General features: G+C 54.2%; 15 protein-coding genes and 1 pseudogene. 4 read left to right on the top strand and 12 right to left on the bottom strand.

The window, feature by feature from the left end:
* Positions 1 to 106 precede the first annotated feature (106 nt).
* From H0248_RS22105 to H0248_RS07945, 4 genes and pseudogenes are all read right to left on the bottom strand, one after another.
* A pseudogene (locus tag H0248_RS22105) lies at positions 107 to 265 on the bottom strand (amidohydrolase family protein); the annotation flags it as partial.
* A gap of 2 nt (positions 266 to 267) precedes the next feature.
* A complete protein-coding gene (locus H0248_RS07955) occupies positions 268 to 1,539 on the bottom strand; it encodes an MFS transporter (RefSeq protein ID WP_180785440.1) in 1,272 nt (423 codons plus the stop codon).
* 164 nt (positions 1,540 to 1,703) lie between these two features.
* Entirely contained in the window at positions 1,704 to 2,708 is a 1,005-nt protein-coding gene (locus tag H0248_RS07950; RefSeq protein ID WP_180785437.1) for an aldo/keto reductase, read from the bottom strand.
* A 58-nt stretch (positions 2,709 to 2,766) separates the two neighbouring features.
* Complete coding sequence (locus H0248_RS07945) at positions 2,767 to 3,375, bottom strand: TetR/AcrR family transcriptional regulator (RefSeq protein ID WP_180785435.1); 609 nt, start codon at positions 3,373 to 3,375, stop codon at positions 2,767 to 2,769.
* A 419-nt stretch (positions 3,376 to 3,794) separates the two neighbouring features.
* Here H0248_RS07945 and H0248_RS07940 point away from each other — a divergent pair, with 419 nt between their 5' ends.
* From H0248_RS07940 to H0248_RS07930, 3 genes are all read left to right on the top strand, one after another.
* Positions 3,795 to 4,607 carry an oxidoreductase gene (locus H0248_RS07940; protein WP_180785434.1) on the top strand — a complete coding sequence of 271 codons (813 nt, stop codon included), beginning with the start codon at positions 3,795 to 3,797 and terminating at the stop codon, positions 4,605 to 4,607.
* Positions 4,608 to 4,772: 165 nt separating this feature from the next.
* Positions 4,773 to 5,765 (top strand): acrylyl-CoA reductase (NADPH), encoded by a 993-nt coding sequence (gene acuI, locus H0248_RS07935; protein WP_180785431.1) that lies wholly within the window; start codon positions 4,773 to 4,775, stop codon positions 5,763 to 5,765.
* 186 nt (positions 5,766 to 5,951) lie between these two features.
* The gene (locus tag H0248_RS07930; protein ID WP_180785429.1) at positions 5,952 to 6,953 is read left to right on the top strand and encodes an NADP-dependent oxidoreductase; all 1,002 of its coding nucleotides are present in this window, start codon (positions 5,952 to 5,954) and stop codon (positions 6,951 to 6,953) included.
* A 211-nt stretch (positions 6,954 to 7,164) separates the two neighbouring features.
* On the opposite strand, the gene H0248_RS07925 is transcribed toward H0248_RS07930, so the two are convergent.
* From H0248_RS07925 to H0248_RS07910, 4 genes are read right to left on the bottom strand one after another with little or no spacing between them, the layout of a single operon-like run.
* Positions 7,165 to 8,079, bottom strand: coding sequence for an aminotransferase class IV (locus H0248_RS07925; protein ID WP_180785427.1), 915 nt, complete (start codon positions 8,077 to 8,079; stop codon positions 7,165 to 7,167).
* 22 nt (positions 8,080 to 8,101) lie between these two features.
* Positions 8,102 to 8,920: an amino acid ABC transporter ATP-binding protein gene (locus H0248_RS07920; RefSeq protein ID WP_180785749.1), complete on the bottom strand. Its 819-nt coding sequence runs from the start codon at positions 8,918 to 8,920 to the stop codon at positions 8,102 to 8,104.
* A gap of 35 nt (positions 8,921 to 8,955) precedes the next feature.
* Complete coding sequence (locus tag H0248_RS07915) at positions 8,956 to 9,621, bottom strand: amino acid ABC transporter permease (protein WP_180785426.1); 666 nt, start codon at positions 9,619 to 9,621, stop codon at positions 8,956 to 8,958.
* An 8-nt stretch (positions 9,622 to 9,629) separates the two neighbouring features.
* The gene (locus H0248_RS07910; RefSeq protein WP_039360114.1) at positions 9,630 to 10,307 is read right to left on the bottom strand and encodes an amino acid ABC transporter permease; all 678 of its coding nucleotides are present in this window, start codon (positions 10,305 to 10,307) and stop codon (positions 9,630 to 9,632) included.
* 238 nt (positions 10,308 to 10,545) lie between these two features.
* Here H0248_RS07910 and H0248_RS07905 point away from each other — a divergent pair, with 238 nt between their 5' ends.
* Entirely contained in the window at positions 10,546 to 10,734 is a 189-nt protein-coding gene (locus tag H0248_RS07905) for an MmgE/PrpD family protein (RefSeq protein ID WP_240345942.1), read from the top strand.
* 234 nt (positions 10,735 to 10,968) lie between these two features.
* Here H0248_RS07905 and H0248_RS07900 read toward each other — a convergent pair whose 3' ends face one another.
* From H0248_RS07900 to H0248_RS07885, 4 genes are all read right to left on the bottom strand, one after another.
* Positions 10,969 to 11,802 carry a transporter substrate-binding domain-containing protein gene (locus tag H0248_RS07900; RefSeq protein WP_180785425.1) on the bottom strand — a complete coding sequence of 278 codons (834 nt, stop codon included), beginning with the start codon at positions 11,800 to 11,802 and terminating at the stop codon, positions 10,969 to 10,971.
* Between the two features lie 461 nt (positions 11,803 to 12,263).
* Positions 12,264 to 13,763, bottom strand: coding sequence for a SulP family inorganic anion transporter (locus H0248_RS07895; protein WP_180785424.1), 1,500 nt, complete (start codon positions 13,761 to 13,763; stop codon positions 12,264 to 12,266).
* 272 nt (positions 13,764 to 14,035) lie between these two features.
* Positions 14,036 to 14,821 (bottom strand): SDR family NAD(P)-dependent oxidoreductase, encoded by a 786-nt coding sequence (locus H0248_RS07890; RefSeq protein WP_180785423.1) that lies wholly within the window; start codon positions 14,819 to 14,821, stop codon positions 14,036 to 14,038.
* A gap of 68 nt (positions 14,822 to 14,889) precedes the next feature.
* Entirely contained in the window at positions 14,890 to 16,359 is a 1,470-nt protein-coding gene (locus H0248_RS07885) for an efflux transporter outer membrane subunit (RefSeq protein ID WP_180785422.1), read from the bottom strand.
* Between the last annotated feature and the right edge of the window lie 10 nt (positions 16,360 to 16,369).

Below are 16,369 nucleotides of genomic sequence, written 5' to 3'. Positions count from 1 at the left end.
AACCGCCGAGCCCTCGTGCCAGTTGGCTGTTCAGGGTGGTCTGTAGGGTGCCCGAGACCTGCTGCAAAAGCGATGGCGTCATAAATCATGCCCATACGTTTACCTGTCAGTGTGCTTGCTTCAGGGGCAGGAAGGTTTCCGCAAAAATGTCAGGCTCATATCCGGCGGCGGCAAACAGATGCTCACGCGATTCATCAATGGCTGCACGAAGACGCGTGCTGTCCACGCCCAGGACTTTGCCGTTCTGCTTGACGATGCGTCCGCCGCTTATGTCGACTCTGGAGCCGAATGAGTAGACGGAGGTAGCTCGCGAATCGGAAAATGGATGAGCGCCGCGCCTGTTGCCAACGCAATGTCAATGTACCAGACCCAGTCATAGCTGCCTGTTGCCTGGAAAGCCAGGCCACCGAGATAAGCGCCGAGGAAACCGCCGATCTGGTGCGCTAGCATCAGAACGCCGAAGAGCATTGCCATATTGGTTGGTCCGAACATTTTTGCGACGAGCCCAGCGGTAGGCGGCACTGTTGACAGAAAAGTCACACCCATAACCGCTGAAAACAGAAGCATAATGGTCGGTGTTTTGGGGGCAAGTAAGAATGCAAGAACGGCCAGGCCTCTGGTCGCATACAGCAATGAAAGTAACGATTTCATACGCCAGCGTCCCACTGCCCAGCCCATGGTGAGACTGCCTATGATATTGAACAGGCCAATCATCGCCAGTGACCAGCCTGCAATCGCCGGAGGCATACCGCAACTCTCGACCATACCAGGTAGATGTGTAGCAAGAAATGCGACATGGAACCCACAGACCAGAAAGCCTACCGCGAGGAAACAATAACTCGGTGTTGCTAGCGCGTGGGCCAGAGCATGGCGTGCCGTAGGCATCGCTGAGTCTGATGCGATTGTTGAGGTGACTGCTATTGTGTTGGCGTTGCCTTTGAGTACCCATGCGGCGGGTAGCGCCAACAGCACCAGGACACCCAGCCACTGCATGGATTGCTCCCAACCCAGGGATGCTGTCAAGCCGATTGCGATGGGGGCCATGGCTAATTGTCCGAGAGAACCGCCAGCATTAACAATGCCTGTAGCCAATCCTCGCTTATTCGTTGGCACAAGTCTTGCGCTTGCTGCCATCAGAACGGAAGGACCCGCCATGCCAGCCCCACCAGCAGCCAATACGCCAAGGCTTATAATCAGGCCAAGAGTGGAGTGCATGAAAGGAGTAACCGTCGTACCGATGGTAATGAGTATCACGCCAATGACAATCACACGACCCGCGCCGATGCGGTCTGCAATCGCACCTGCAAAAGGTTGTGTCATTCCCCACCATAGCTGTCCGAAAGCGAAAGCCAGACTGATGTCCGTAATCCCTAATCCTGTGGTCGTGTTCAATGATGACAGGTATAAACCCATCGTATTGCGCACCCCCATGGTGAATGCAAACGCACCGGCTGCAGCCAGTAATATCGCCCAGATCGGGTAATAGGTTGGTCTGAAAAGTGCTGGTGTTAGAGCGGACGAGGGAAGCTTATTTTTCATGTGTATCTTCTAAATAATCTTTTGCGACCGTGGCAATGTCATGACGGAAGCTACCGTGACGTGAAAACGCCGCATGCGTGTATGACCATACAAAATCGAGTGGTCATACACTGATGCTATCTCTGGGGAGGTCGACTGGCTTTCTCCCTACTGCTTTACTCAGCTTAAGCGACGACGCGGGTGAGGTCTGATGCCCAAGGAATCGGGGATCTCTCCGGTGCTGAAGACGTGATGTTGCTCACGGTGTCGAGGCGATTGAGTTGCTCGTCTGATAGGGTTAGCGTCAGCGCCCCAAGGTTATCGCTGAGCTGGGTCTGTGAACGTGGACCGATGATCGGTACTGCACCATGCGTACCCGCCCAGGCGATGGCGACTTGACTGGCACTCACACTGTGCTCATTGGCAATAGCCAATACCGTGTCGAGAATCTGTGTCCGGTGTGCAGAGTTCTCCGACTGGAATGCGCGTCCACCAAAACCTTCAGCGCGTCCTTTTTCCCCTTGTCGGTACTTGCCGGTTAACATGCCCCCCCCCAGCGGTGACCAGGTCACGATGCCAAGACCTAGTGCGAGCGAAGCAGGGAAGAGGTCTGCCTCCGGATCACGGTGGACCAGGCTGTGTTCAAACTGTGCCGCTGCGATAGGGACTGCGTGGGTCAATTCTGCCAGCGTGACTGCACGGGCAAGACGCCAGGCAGAAAAATTCGACAGGCCAGCATAGAGAATTTTTCCTGCGCGTGCGAGGTCCTCAAAACCACGGACGAGTTCTTCGATCGGGGTGACGTTATCAGGACGGTGTGCCCAGTAGATGTCGATCCGGTCAGTGTTGAGGCGTTTGAGGCTGGCCTCTACGGAAGCGACCAGAGCCTTGCGGCTATTGCCTGTCACCAATCGGTTAGCGTTGGGCGCTGCACCGTCGGTGAACTTGGTCGCGAGAACGAAATCTTCACGCCGTCCTTTCAGGAGCTTGCCGAGAAACGCTTCAGACTGGCCGAACTGATAGATGTCCGCCGTGTCGATAAAGTTGCCACCCGCCTCGGCATAGCCGTTGAAGATGGCCTCTGCGACTTCTGGGTCAGCGCCATGGCCCCAGCCGGTGCCGAAGTTACCCGTACCCAAAGCGACCTGAGAGACTCGAAGGCCGGTTTTACCAAAAGTTGTATATTTCATGTGTTGCTCCGTTGATAAAAAATGTACGTCGGATAGATGTCGACGGCGTTAACAGCCTTCAAACGCGGTGTTTGTTCACACACGCGCCCTCGGGTACTGGCGTGTTCAGTGACGCGAGGATTTTGTCACGGCAAACCGCCAAAATTTCATCGGCCAGTGGGGAATCGTCTGGGCAGGCGCGCGACATGACGATGGCACCAAGTGCATGTGCCAGTATGTCAAGGTATTTGGCTCGCTCAGCGTTAGCGTCTGTCGAGTCAGGTGACATGTTTGCTTTACTCAGTTCGGCCAGCACACGTTCTATACCGACCGCAAAAGTCTCTCGAACCTCTTCTGGTTGGCGTGCCGCATCCCCACTTAGCGCCGCTATCGTGCAGCCTGTTGAACGGGCATCACGATGCTCACGTGAGAGATAACCCTGTACTAGCTCCGATATATCTGAGCTAGCCGACAGTTCTGCTGTTTGTGCGAGGCCACACGCTGCCGATTCCATCATCAGGTCGGCCTTAGAGCGGAAATGTTTGTAGAAGCCGCCGTGAGTGAAGCCAGCCTCGGCCATGAGGTCGGCAATGCCAATCCCATCGTAACCGCGTTCACGAAACAGGGTAGATGCCGTTTCAACAATATGCGCTCGGTTTGCCTGCGCCTGTGCCTTAGTGACTTTCATATCTGTTCCATTATGAGTTTATGTCTTAAGGAATGAATCCACTATACATTGATTATGACCATAATCAAAATATTGACAGTTTAGATTGTGATCGTCATCATTGAGTCTACTTACAACGCCAGACGCTGAAATGACACGACCAAGAAAATGTTTTTCAGCGTGTGCAGTGGCTGAACTTGTTAACTCAAATGACTCATTCAAAGGAATAACATGATGACCAAGCCTGCAACTGTCCCCATCACAGGGGCTTCCAGTGGCATTGGTGCCACCTATGCCACTGGAAGCCCGTTGTGGTCACGATCTCGTACTTGTCGCAGGTGACGAAACGCATCTGAACACATTGGTTGCACATCTGGCTTGCGGCGCAATCTGCCTCCAGATGTCGGACAGCAATTTGCAAAAATGATCAGGAGTATGGAATGAAAAAAGATAAGCGTGTTGCCCTCGTTACTGGGGCTTCATCGGGCATCGGGAGAGCCACTGCCGAGAAGCTTGCAACGGCTGGCTATCGGGTCTATGGCACGAGCAGACGGGGCACTCAGGAAGGTCTGCACGCCTTTTCTATGCTGGCGATGGATGTGACAGACGACGAATCTGTTAACACCGCCGTTGGTGAACTGCTGCATCTGGAAGGACGCATCGATCTGTTGGTCAATAATGCAGGCTTCGGCCTTGGTCCTGCGGCAGCGGAAGAGAGTTCTATTGCACAGGTACGTGCGCTGTTTGAAACGAACGTACTAGGGGTCGTCAGGGTGACGAATGCCGTTTTACCCACCATGCGTAAGCAAGGCAGTGGTCGCATCTTGAATGTGGGCTCGGGGTTGGGGATTATTCCAGCACCTTACAATGCACATTACTCGGCGACTAAGCATGCGATCGAAGGGTATTCCGAATCTCTTGACCACGAAGTACGCGAGTTTGGGGTGCGCGTTGCGGTGATCCAACCGGGCGTCACACGGACGTCATTTGACTCAAGTGTTACCGCATCTGATCGGCCTCTGACTGTCTATAATATGAGCCGACAGAAATACCTTGTTGCCTATGAGAGCGCCTTATCGGTAGCGGATAGTGCCGATAGTGTGGCCGAAACCATCGTTCTGGCGGCAAACGATAAGACACCGCATCTCCGCTATCCCTCGGGAAAGGTTGCTCGCCAAGGGGCATTTGCTCGGCGGTTTCTTCCTCGTGGTTTCTTCGACAAGATGCTGCACAAGCAATTTGGTTTGGGGTAACTCATGCCATGAATGGGCCGCGATACGGGTACATGTGCTCGGCACGGCATAATGTTAAGAGCCGTGTCAGCGTCTTTTGTCTATACAACGCGTTGAGCATCTCTAGCACGTTTTTGCCCTTCAACATGATGACTCATTTACGAAATTTGCAATTACGGAGTAAAAATGAACCGAACTTTCAATGCGTTGCTGACCACCAAAACAGGAGACGCAATTTCAACAGCCCTCGTTGATTTTGATGAAGCCGAGCTCATGCCAGGTGACGTCAGTGTCGCGATAGACTATTCAACAGTGAATTACAAGGATGCGATGGCTATCAGTGGTCGTGCACCGATCATCCGTCAGTTTCCGCTGATTCCTGGCATTGACTTCTCTGGGGTTGTCGAGTCCTCGTCGCACGCTGGGTTCAACGTTGGTGACCGTGTCGTCGCCAATGGTTGGGGGCTTAGCCAGACCCATCATGGCGGCTTGGCGCAGAAGGTGCGCGTCAAGGGCGACTGGCTGATCAAATTGCCCGATGTTTTTTCGACGTGTGATGCTATGGCGATTGGCACGGCTGGGTACACTGCGATGCTGTCTGTGCTCGCGTTGGAGCATGCGGGCGTGACACCGGACAAAGGGGACGTGTTGGTAACAGGAGCGGGTGGTGGCGCGGGTTCCGTTGCTGTCATCCTATTGTCTAAACTGGGTTATCGGGTTGTGGCCTCGACCGGGCGTCTGGAGGAAGCCGGATACTTACGCGAATTGGGCGCTGCCGAGGTCATTGACCGTCGCACGCTGTCCGAGCCGGATGCCCCAATCGGTAAAGAGCGTTGGGCCGGAGCGATCGACTCCGTGGGTAGCCACACTCTGGCCAATGTGCTGGCGCAAACGCGTTATCGCGGCGCCGTGGCGGCTTTCGGGCTTGCACAGGGGGCGGATCTGCCTAGTTCTGTGCTGCCTTTTATTCTGCGCAACGTGACACTGGCTGGTATCGACTCAGTCAACACGCCGCAGGACGTACGGTTGCAGGCATGGGCGCGCCTGGCCACCGATCTGGACCTGGGTAAACTTGCACACGCCACGCAGGTCATCGGCTTGACTGATGTGGTGGGTCTTGTTGAGCCGATGCTCCAAGGGCAGGTACGTGGTCGCACCGTCGTGGACGTCAATGCTTGAACGGATAGCCTAAAAATTCAGGAGGGATTGTCCGGTAGCCGTCGGTTCGGGACGCGACCATCGGATGAGCCTTGAAGCGCAAGGTCATTCTCTCATCCTGAGTATCTCCAGCACTGGGCAAGGGGGCATTTATTCCCAACCTTCGCCATGTCACATCAGTTAGTCAATAATAGGAAGTCAAATCATATGAAAGCACTCACATTCAAACGCTATGGTAAATCGCCCGAGATTGGCTTCATCGAGGTTCCCTATCCCACGTTAAAGCCTGACGAACTGCTCGTTGAGGTTTACGCCGCGGGGTTGAATCCGATCGACAACATGATTCCAACGGGTATGTTCAAACCTATCCTTAAGTTCCCACTGCCAGCCACGATGGGAAGCGATTTGGCCGGGGTGGTGAAAGAGGTTGGGAGTCGTGTGACCCGTTTCAAACCCGGTGATGCTATTTTCGCCAGTCTGTTCGATCTCGGCTCAGGCTCACTCGCCGAATTCGCCGTCGTGCCAGAGAATGTGGCCGCACCAAAGCCAACTAATCTGAACTTCGTGCAAGCCGCCTCGATCCCAATGGTCGGGTTGACCTCCTGGCAAGCCTTAAAAGAGCGGGCGAATGTTCAGAAAGGGCAAAAGGTATTTATCCCTGCGGGGGCTGGCGGTATTGGCACGTTCGCGATCCAGTTGGCAAAACACATTGGTGCAAAAGTCGCAACGACGACCAGCACGGGCAATGTTCAGATGGTACGTAATCTGGGTGCGGATGAGATAATTGACTACAAGACGCAGGCGTTTGAGAACGTGCTGCATGGCTATGACATGGTGCTGGGTACTCTCAGGGGAGATGAGATCAAAAAATCCATCGGTATCCTTAAACCGGGAGGCAAGATCATTTCACTTACTGGGCCGCTGGATGCTGCGTTCGCCAGCGCTCGCCAACTGAACGTCGTTCTAAAATTTGTCTTCGGTTTGATGAGCCGCAAGATCATGCGTCTTGCGGGTAAGCGCGATATCAGCTACTCATTTCTATTTGTGCGTTCCGATGGGCGTCAATTATCTGAAATTGGCGACTTACTTGAGTCTGAACATATTCATCCTGTCATTGATAAGGTCTTTCCGTTCGACCAAGCCAAGGAAGCGCTTGAATATCTTGCTCAAGGACGTGCCAAGGGTAAGGTTGTCGTTCAGCTCAAATAAGCGTTTAACGCACTGCTGTTGAAGAGCGTTTAATCAACTGTTTCTAACGGTTAATATTTCGTTGAATCAATTCGTTGTTGAACGTAGTGCATTAAACCGCCGCGGTGGTTACCCACGCTTACATCAAAGGCATTTAGCTGGCAGAACATGGGTATGGTGAGGTTCTGGGGGGCAGGGAAATGCCTTGTTTCATGACAATGCACCTCAATCACTACGCGTGCAGATACGCCTCATACCAGCGGCTGAGCTGCTCGGTTACTGGGCGGTGTTCGGGGTTAAACGGGCGGCCGTCCAGCGCTTTTACTGGGGTAATGCCCGCCAGCGTGCCGGTGACAAAGGCTTCATCGGCGGTAAGGGCTTCTGCCAGTGTAAAATCCTGCGCCTTGACCGTGAGCCCGTTGGCTTGCGCGAGATCGATAATGGTCTGACGGGTAATGCCGTTGAAGCAGTAGCGGCCTGATGATGTCCACAGTTCACCGCGACGGACGATAAAAAAGTTGGTGGAGTTGCAACTGGCGACAAAACCGTGCGGATCCAGCATCAGCGCTTCATCGGCACCGGCCTGCAACGCCTGTAGCAGCGCCTGAATGAGATTAAGTCGACTGTGCGAATTCAGCCGCAGATCGAAGACGTCTGGCGTACTGGTGCGGTAGGTGGAGGTAAACAGCGTCAGCCCGCGTTTTTTCGCTGCGGTATCGACGACCTTGTACTCCGCCACGCACACCACCGTCGCACCGCCGATAATAAAGCGGGGATCCTGATTCGGCGTATGCTTTTTCCCTCGGGTAATCATCAGGCGAATATGCGCGCCATCGGTCATGCTGTTGATAGTGAGCGTTCGATAGAGAATAGCGGTCAGTTCTTCCCGGCTATGGCCGATATCCAGTTGGATCGCGGCGGCACCGTCGAATAGGCGATCCAGATGGGCATCCAGCGCGATCAGGCGACCGTTAACCAAACGCAAGCCTTCCCATACGCCGTCGCCGCACACATAGCCGGAATCAAAGATCGACACCACCGCGTTGTCGCGATGAACAAATTCCCCATTTACATATACCTGTACGTCGTTGTTACGTGGATCCTGCAAATAGGCCTGACTGCTTTGGCTGGATAAGGTGGATTGCATCGTACTGTTCCTGAATGATGAGTTAAAATGCTCGCTCGGCAAAACGAGCAAGGAAGGCTTGGGTACGGGGTTGCTGCGGATTTTTGAGCACCTGCTCGGCGCTGCCCATTTCGTGGATCACGCCATTTTCAATAAAGATAACGCGGTCGGCGAAGTGATAGGCGAATCCCAGTTCATGGGTGACTAACAGCAGGGTACGCCCTTCCTCCGCGAGCGCGTGGATGGTGTGCAGTACTTCGCCCACCAGTTCTGGATCCAGTGACGATGTCGGTTCATCGAACAGCATGACTTCCGGTGACATCGCCAGCGCACGGGCAATCGCCACCCGCTGCTGCTGACCGCCGGAGAGATTGGCAGGACGCGCGTCTTGCTTGTTGCCCAGCCCGACCTTTTCCAACTGGGCTTTGGCGATCACATCGGCGTCATGCCGTGGCATTTTCTTCACCGACACCAGCGCTTCACGCACGTTTTCCAGCACGGTCAGATGGGGAAACAGATTGAATTGCTGAAACACCATGCCTACGCGTTCCCGCACGGCGCACAGCTGCTTTTCGGGATAATCACGCTGGCCTTGTGCATTGGTTTTTCCCAGTACTATGCCATCTAGTTCGATGGTGCCGGCGCTGGGGATCTCCATAAAATTCAGGCAGCGCAGCAGGGTGCTTTTTCCCGACCCGCTGCCGCCAATGATGGCAATTTTTTCGCCGCGGCGTACATCCAGATCGATCCCTTTCAAGACCTCAACGGCACCGAAGCGTTTCTGGAGCCCGCGAATGCGCAGGACGATATCGTCATTCAAAGTATGATTTTTATTCAAACTAATAGTTTCATTCAAAGACATAGTTTCACGCATAGCAATCCTGTGGCGCTGTCAGGCTAGGGGGTTGAACGGAAACGACGTTCAAGTCGTGCGGCAAGGTAGCTGCCCGGCCAGATCAAAACGAAATAGAGCAGTGCCACCACCGTCAGGATTTCCAGCGGACGATAATAGGTACTGCTCAGCAGCCTCCCCTGATACATCAGTTCGTTGACGGCCAATATGGAAGCCAGTGAGGTCACCTTGGCCAGTTCGATCATCCGGTTGGTCAAAGCGGGCAGCATATTGCGTAACACCTGTGGCAGAACTACGCGTCGCAGGATCACCGCCTGTCGCATGCCCAGCGCTTTCGCGCCTTCCCACTGTCCGTGGTCGATGGATTGCAAGCCGGCGCGGAAAATTTCCGTACAGTACGCCGCGCTATACAGCGTCAGAGCCAGCGCGGCGGCGGAAAAGGTACTGAACTGCACACCGACCAGAACCGGGAAGGCGTAATAAAACCAGATCAGTTGGATCAGAACCGGTGTGTTACGGAAGATTTCGACAAAGCATCTGGCGGGCAGCGACAGCCAGCGTTTGCCAAATACGCGAAAAAGACCGAGAACCAGCCCCAGCGCGGTGCCCAGCACACCAGCCAGCAGCCAGAGTTCGAGCGTGACGCCAAGGCCTTTCAGCAGCACGGGAAGGTTGTGCCAGACCAGCGAGAAATCCCATTGATAGTGCATGATGTTCCTTACGCGAGCCGACGGTCTGCCAGCGACAGCCGTTTCTCAATATGTTGACTGAACAGGCTAATCAGCAGCAGTAGGGTGAAATACATCACGGCTACCAGACTGTAGACTTCCAGCGGTCGGTAGGTTTGGCTGTTGATCTGCATTGCCTGATAAAGCAACTCGCTATAGGCCAGTGATGACGCCAACGACGTGGATTTGATGAGTTCAAACGAGCGCTCAATAAAGGGCGGGATCATGCGGCGTAACGCCTGAGGAAGAATGACCCGACGCAGTGCCGTTGATTTCGACATGCCCAGCGCTTTTGCCCCTTCCCATTGTCCCGTGTGAATAGAAGAGATCGCGCCACGGTACACTTCGGCATAAAAGGCACCGGACTGTGCGGACAGCGCGATTACGGCGGCGGTAAAAGGCGAAAACGTTAACGGCGTAATGACGGGCAGGGCGTAGTAAATCCAGAAAAAATGCACCAGCGCGGGCGTATTACGATAGAAGCCAATCAACATCGCGGCGGGGAGGCGCAAGAGCCGACGCGGCGACATTTTCATGGCGGCGAGCACCATGCCTGCCACCATCCCGATCAGGATGCTGGTAGCTCCGATCTTTATCGTTCCCCATAGCCCCTCCAACAGCAACTGGTGGTAAGGCCAGATGGCGGAAAAATCCCACTGATAAGACATAGATGCAGAGCCCCTGAAAAGTGCGTATACCCGTCATACTTCAAGTTGCATGTNNGGCCAACGCTTTGCGTTGTTCAAAACGCTAACGTTTTGTCCTGAAACTCGCATTATTTAGGGTCAATTAGGAAATACGTTTCTTATTTTGTTAGAACCGATGCATCTTAGCAGGTCGAAAAAATGATAAATAAATAATAAAACGTGGTACTAATATTCCTTTTATTTATAAAAGAATGGCGGAATGGCGATGCCTCACGCTGCTGAACTTCCTCTGACGTTGCGCCTCGCGACCTTTGCTCATCGACTGACGATTCAGGACATTCCCGCCGCCTTAAGACGAAAAATCGTGCTGCATTTTATCGACAGTCTGGGCTGCGGCATTGCCGGTGCGAGTAGTCAGGTGGTGCGGGTTGATGTCGTCACGCAGTGAACGGTGGTGAGCGCATTGCGTTTCCGCTGGGGTGCGCGCAGCNNCCCCAGCGGAAAGCCGCATCATGGCGACGTTTGCGGAGAATCTCTCGCCCCGGCTTGCCCCAACAACGGTTGCGGAGGCAACGGCGGCGTTATCCGAGTTGGAACAATGCCAGGATGTCGCCGCGCTGCTGACCCCGCTAATGCCGATGTCCTGACTCCGTTCAGGGCTGTCGCTTTAACCGTTTCCGACTTATTTCCAGTCTTCTTTAATGACCGACGGCACTTTGCTGACGTCAACGCCGCGCAGTTTGAGCGCCTGTTCATAATAGTGTTGCGTCTTGCCGGATTGATACAGCTTGGCAAACTCGTCATTCAGGAAGTTATGGAAGGTTTGATCGGCTTCTTTACGTATGGCCCCGCTGGTGCTGACCTCAATAATCGGCTTCGGCAGAATCAGATTACCCTTGCCGACTTTAGCCTGTTGCAGCGCCAGAGCCGGATGGAAATAGGACAACGCATCGACTCTGCCCGCATAGAACGCGGCCACGCCTTCATCCATATTCGGGAAACGCACCAGCTGTGCTTTTGGCAGACGTTTGGTCAGCATCAGGTCCGGGCTGGAGCCCAGCGTGACGCCGATTTTAACATCTTCCCGATTGAGGTCGTCCCAGTTGGTCACCGTAATGCCATCACGAATCAACACGCCTTGCGCATACCAAAAGAAAGGCTGCTCAGGAAAATCGACCGCCTTTTTCCGCTCTTCCGTCGGGTCGAGCACCAGCATGGTATCGATCTGACCTGTCTGTAAGGCGGCGATGGCATTGCCCCACGTGGTTTCTACCGTCACCAACTTGACCCCCAGATCGTTTGCCAGTTCTTTACCGATGTTATAGCCGATGCCGTCCCATTCTCCGGTCGACGGATTTTTAAAGTACCACGGCTCACCCTGTGCCACGCCGATACGTAACTCACCGGTCTGTTTGATGTGTTGCCATGTCGAGGTTTGTGTGTCGGCGGCCTGGCTGAAAAAGGAGGCGCTAATCAGCGTGATCGCCATGAATACCTGGTGAAGTGAACGTTTCATTATAATTACCTTGGTGATTGAGTTTTAATCGAGGCGATATATTTCGCTCATGCAGAGTAGCGAAATACTTATAGCGAAATTAGTTCTTTTCGCCTTATCTCATTCCAGATAAATATAACGATTCATTGAGAGAAAAATCACGCTGGCGCGTGGTCTGCCTCGCGGTAGGGTGCGGCGTCTGGGGTTGTTCTGTTTATTTCATCAGGTAGCCGATGAATGTGGCCGCTATTTTCCGTGTTTTCCCCCTGCTACAGGGCATAGCAATAATTTCGCTATGCTTTTTAATAATGGGCAATTAACTCACAGTATACGGCGTATTAGACGCTGCGTGGCAGCGTCATCTAACGCTATTACCGTGTTCATAGACCTGCCGACACACGGTTATTGATCGACGATGGAACCGTCGATGTGCAGTCGGGTTTTCAGGCCGCGACGGTAGCCGTCTTCGAACGCCAGGTGACTTAGAGATGCCCAGACAGGCGCTGGTGAATTTTGGTGCTATGGGTATCCAGCCCGATAATCGTGACTTTCGCATTGTAGCGATGATAGCGGGTTTCTATCGCATCGAGTGCTGCCACGCTGGAGGCATCCCAGATTTGGGCGTGCGTCAGATCGATGGTGACGTTCTGCGGATCCTGCGCATAGAGAAAGTGCTCGAAGAGATCGTTACTGCTGCCGAAGAAGAGCGGCCCACGTACGGTGTAGTGCACCGACTGCCCGTCTTCGCTGACCTGACGCTCTGCGTGAATGACGTGCGCCACGCGGCGCGCAAACAGCAGGATGGCAAAGATCACGCCGCCCGCCACGCCGATAGCGAGGTTCCCCGTCGAGACGGTCGCGACAACCGTCACGATGACCACCAGCGTTTCCGACAGCGGCATACGCTTTAGCGTCGTCGGGTGCAGGCTGTGCCAGTTCATCGTTTTCAGCGCGACGATCATCATAATGCCCGCCAGCACCACCATCGGAATCTTCGTCATGATTTCGCTCAGCCCCGTCACCAGCAGCAACAGCACCAGCGCGGCGGCGAGGGTGGAAATGCGCGTGCGCGCTTTACCTAGCTCCACGTTAACCACGGTCTGCCCGATCATTGCACACCCAGCAATACCGCCATAAAACCCAGCGAAGAGATTGGAAATGCCCAGCCCCCAGCATTCACGACGCTTGCTGGACGGGGTATCCGTGATGTCGTCGACCAGTTTGGCGGTTAACAGCGATTCCATCAGCCCGACAAAGGCGATGCTCAGCGCGGTCGGCCAGATGATGTGCAGCGTTTCAGCATTGAACGGTACTAGCCACTGGGTGAAACCCAGTAATCCGGGCTGCATGGGGCCAGCATCGCCGACGTTAGGCACCGTGATGCCAGTAAACATGGCAATCGCGGTCACCGTCACAATGGCAACCAGCGGCGCGGGAATGCTTTTCACCACATAAGGCAGCAGCAGAACAATCGCGAGCGTCAGCGCAAACAGCAGCCAGACGAGCGAGGATTGCCCGTAAATATGCGGCACCTGCGCGGCAAAAATCAGGATGCCCAGCGCATTGACGAAACCGATCATTACCGAACGGGGGATATAGCGCATCATTCTCGCCAGCCCTGCCAATCCAAACAGAATCTGAACGATCCCTGCCATGATCACCGCAGGCAGAATATAGGCCACGCCGTGTGCGTGTACCATCGGGCCAATAACCAGCGCCACGGCACCCGCCGCTGCCGTCACCATCGCCGGTCTGCCACCGAGAAAAGACATGGTGAAACACAACACGATGGAGGCGAACAGGCTGACTTTGGGATCAACCCCCGCAATGATGGAAAAGGAAATCACCTCTGGGATAAGTGCCAGTGCGGTGATGGTGCCCGCCAAAACCTCGCGCATCAGCAGCGAGGGCGAACGTAATACAGCAAGCGTTGACGTGGCAGAGGGCGCTGACGTCGGCGTTGCGTCGGGTGATGAGATCATAGGTGCAGGCTCTTACTTTTTCTTATTTATCGGTCGATGACGAAAGGCGGGAGAGGATAAATTATCAGCAGTATAAAAGATACTGTCCGTCATCGGCAGGCAAGGAAAAGCCAACAGGGAAACGAAGGGGCGGATACGGTTTTCGCCTTATCCGTCCGTTCTATCTCCATCGTATTCAGTCACTGTTCGCGAATGTCACGGTAGGCGATGTTCTATAAATTCTACGAGGCTATGTCTGTACTCTCTATCGACAATATCTCTTAGACAGCGCTTTATACGCCCATTACGCGAGCCATGATGGCCTGATGTAACCAGCGTGGAGTAGCCCAAGTCAGCAATGTAATCGCCTTATTTCCCAACCCTGGAACAACGCTCATTCGCCCAGCCTGAAGAGCCCGGATACCAGCCTGAACAACAGGTTTAGGCTGCATCATCACACCTTGTAATGCAGGGGTGAGTTTTTGTTTGGCTCTCGTAACAAAGCCAGTGTCAGACATGCCAGGGCAAAGTGCAGTGACAGTGATTCCATCGCTTTTAAGCTCACGATGCAAAGCATCGGAAAACCGGAGCACATACGCTTTAGCTGCTGAGTAAACGGCAAAATTCTTTACGCCTTGATAAGACAGCAGGCTGGCGACCATCAAAATATGTCCTTTGCGCCTGACGCGCATATCTTCTGCAAAGAGCCGAGTTATCGCTGTCAAACTGGTGATATCCAGATCGATCATATCCAGCGACTCACTCAGTGATTGATCTAAAAAGCTGCCCTGCAAACCGTGGCCAGCGTTATTAATTAATATATCAACTACAATATTTTGTTCTTTTAGTCGGCTGTGTAGATCGCTGATTGCGGTAATCACGGAAAGATCCACTTGTTCGACTATTACACTGACGTTGAAATCTTTGCGTAATTCCGCCGCGAGTATTTCAAGCTTATTGAGCCGACGCGCCACTAGGATGAGCGACTTTCCTTGTGCCGCATATTGCCTCGCGAATTCCTCGCCAAACCCGCTTGAAGCCCCCGTGATAAGCACCCATGTATTGTTTTTTACTGTCATGCTAATAACTCCAGTTGTGTAGTTTCAATTGTACAGGTGCCAGTTTGTGGCCGTATTGGGTGAATACCTTATTGCGTTTTCACTGTGGTTTCTGGCGGCTGCCAGCCACCACCGAGCGCCTTGAATGTGGAGACAGCTGCGCGTGCCGATTCAGTTTGAGCCTGAGCCCGGGCATCGGAGGCTTGTAGCAGGGTTTCATCGGTGTGAAGAACGTCAATCAGGCTGCTTGTTCCCTTCTGGTAGGCGATGAAAGACGATTGCCGCGCGCTGGCTAACGCGGTCTCACCGGCGGTTAACGTTGTAGCCTGCGTTTCGCGATTGACCAAGGCCGAGAAGGCGTTCTCAACATCTTCGGTCGCACGGAGTACCGATAGACGATAAGCCGCCAGCGCTTCGGCTTCCTGTCCCTTCGCCTGATCGATCTGGGCGTTAATGCGACCGAAATCGAAGAGTCGCCAGCGCAGCCCTAATACGCCCGCCGATTGGTTGGCACCGCTGGAGAACAGATTGCCGCTCGACACCGACGTTCCGCTACCGAGCAAGGCGCTGAGCGAGAATTTAGGATAGTACTCGCTGATGGCTACCCCGATGCGTGCGTTGGACGCTGCAAGATGGCGTTCGGCCACGATAATGTCGGGTCTGCGGCGCAGCAGATCCGCGGGTGTCCCCGTTGCTATGAGCGCTGGAGGTTGTGGAATAGCCTGTAAGCTGGACAATTGGGCCCGATGCGTGCCAGGAGGGGTGCCGAGCATAACGTCCAATGCGTTCATCGCGGCGTCGATCCCAGTTTGGAGAGCGGGCACGGTTGCCTGAACCTGCGAAAGCGCGCCCTCCGTCTGACGAACCTGATATTCTGCGGCGAGCCCTTTAGCGTGGAGCAACTGTACCTTGTCCAGCAGATCTTGCTGTGTCTTGACCTGCCTGTTGGCGATCGCCAGACGCGTTTGTAACCCGCGCAAGGTGATATAGGTATCGGCAGTCTGAGCGGCGACGGCCAGACGTGTGGCCGCGACGCCGGCTTCCGAAGCCTCATAGTCAGCCAGTGCCGCCTGACGGCCGCGTCTCAAGCCACCGAATACATCAAGCTCCCAACTGGCGTTGAGATCGGCTTCATAGGCATTGCCGTAGCGATTATAGCCAGGAACCGAGTTGAGTAGCTGACCTTGTGGCGTTTCAATTGACTGGTAGGCACGAGTGCCTTGTCCGCTGATGTTACCCGAGGGCAGCAGCGCCGCCGTTGCTGCGCCAAGCCCTGCGCGCGCCTGAGTCATCCGTGCGGATGCTTGGGCCAAATCAAGATTCTGCGCAAGTGCTCTTGAAACTAACTCACTCAGTAAGGGATCATTAAAGCTTTCCCACCAGACGGCAAGGTTGGCAGCTTGGGCTGCGTTTCCTTGTTCTGCAGACGGTTTTATGGCGGATTGTGCCTGATAACGATCCGCGAGTAGCGTGTCCGGATGCTGATAATCCGGCCCAACGGCGCAACCTGCCATTAAGCTCGCGCTCACCACCAAGGAAAGGGTACGGAGGGATAACATAGGAATTCCT

Origin of the sequence: Pectobacterium brasiliense (assembly GCF_013449685.1) — a bacterium.
GTDB lineage: Bacteria > Pseudomonadota > Gammaproteobacteria > Enterobacterales > Enterobacteriaceae > Pectobacterium > Pectobacterium brasiliense_A.
This window is presented reverse-complemented; position numbering and strand designations above follow the sequence as displayed.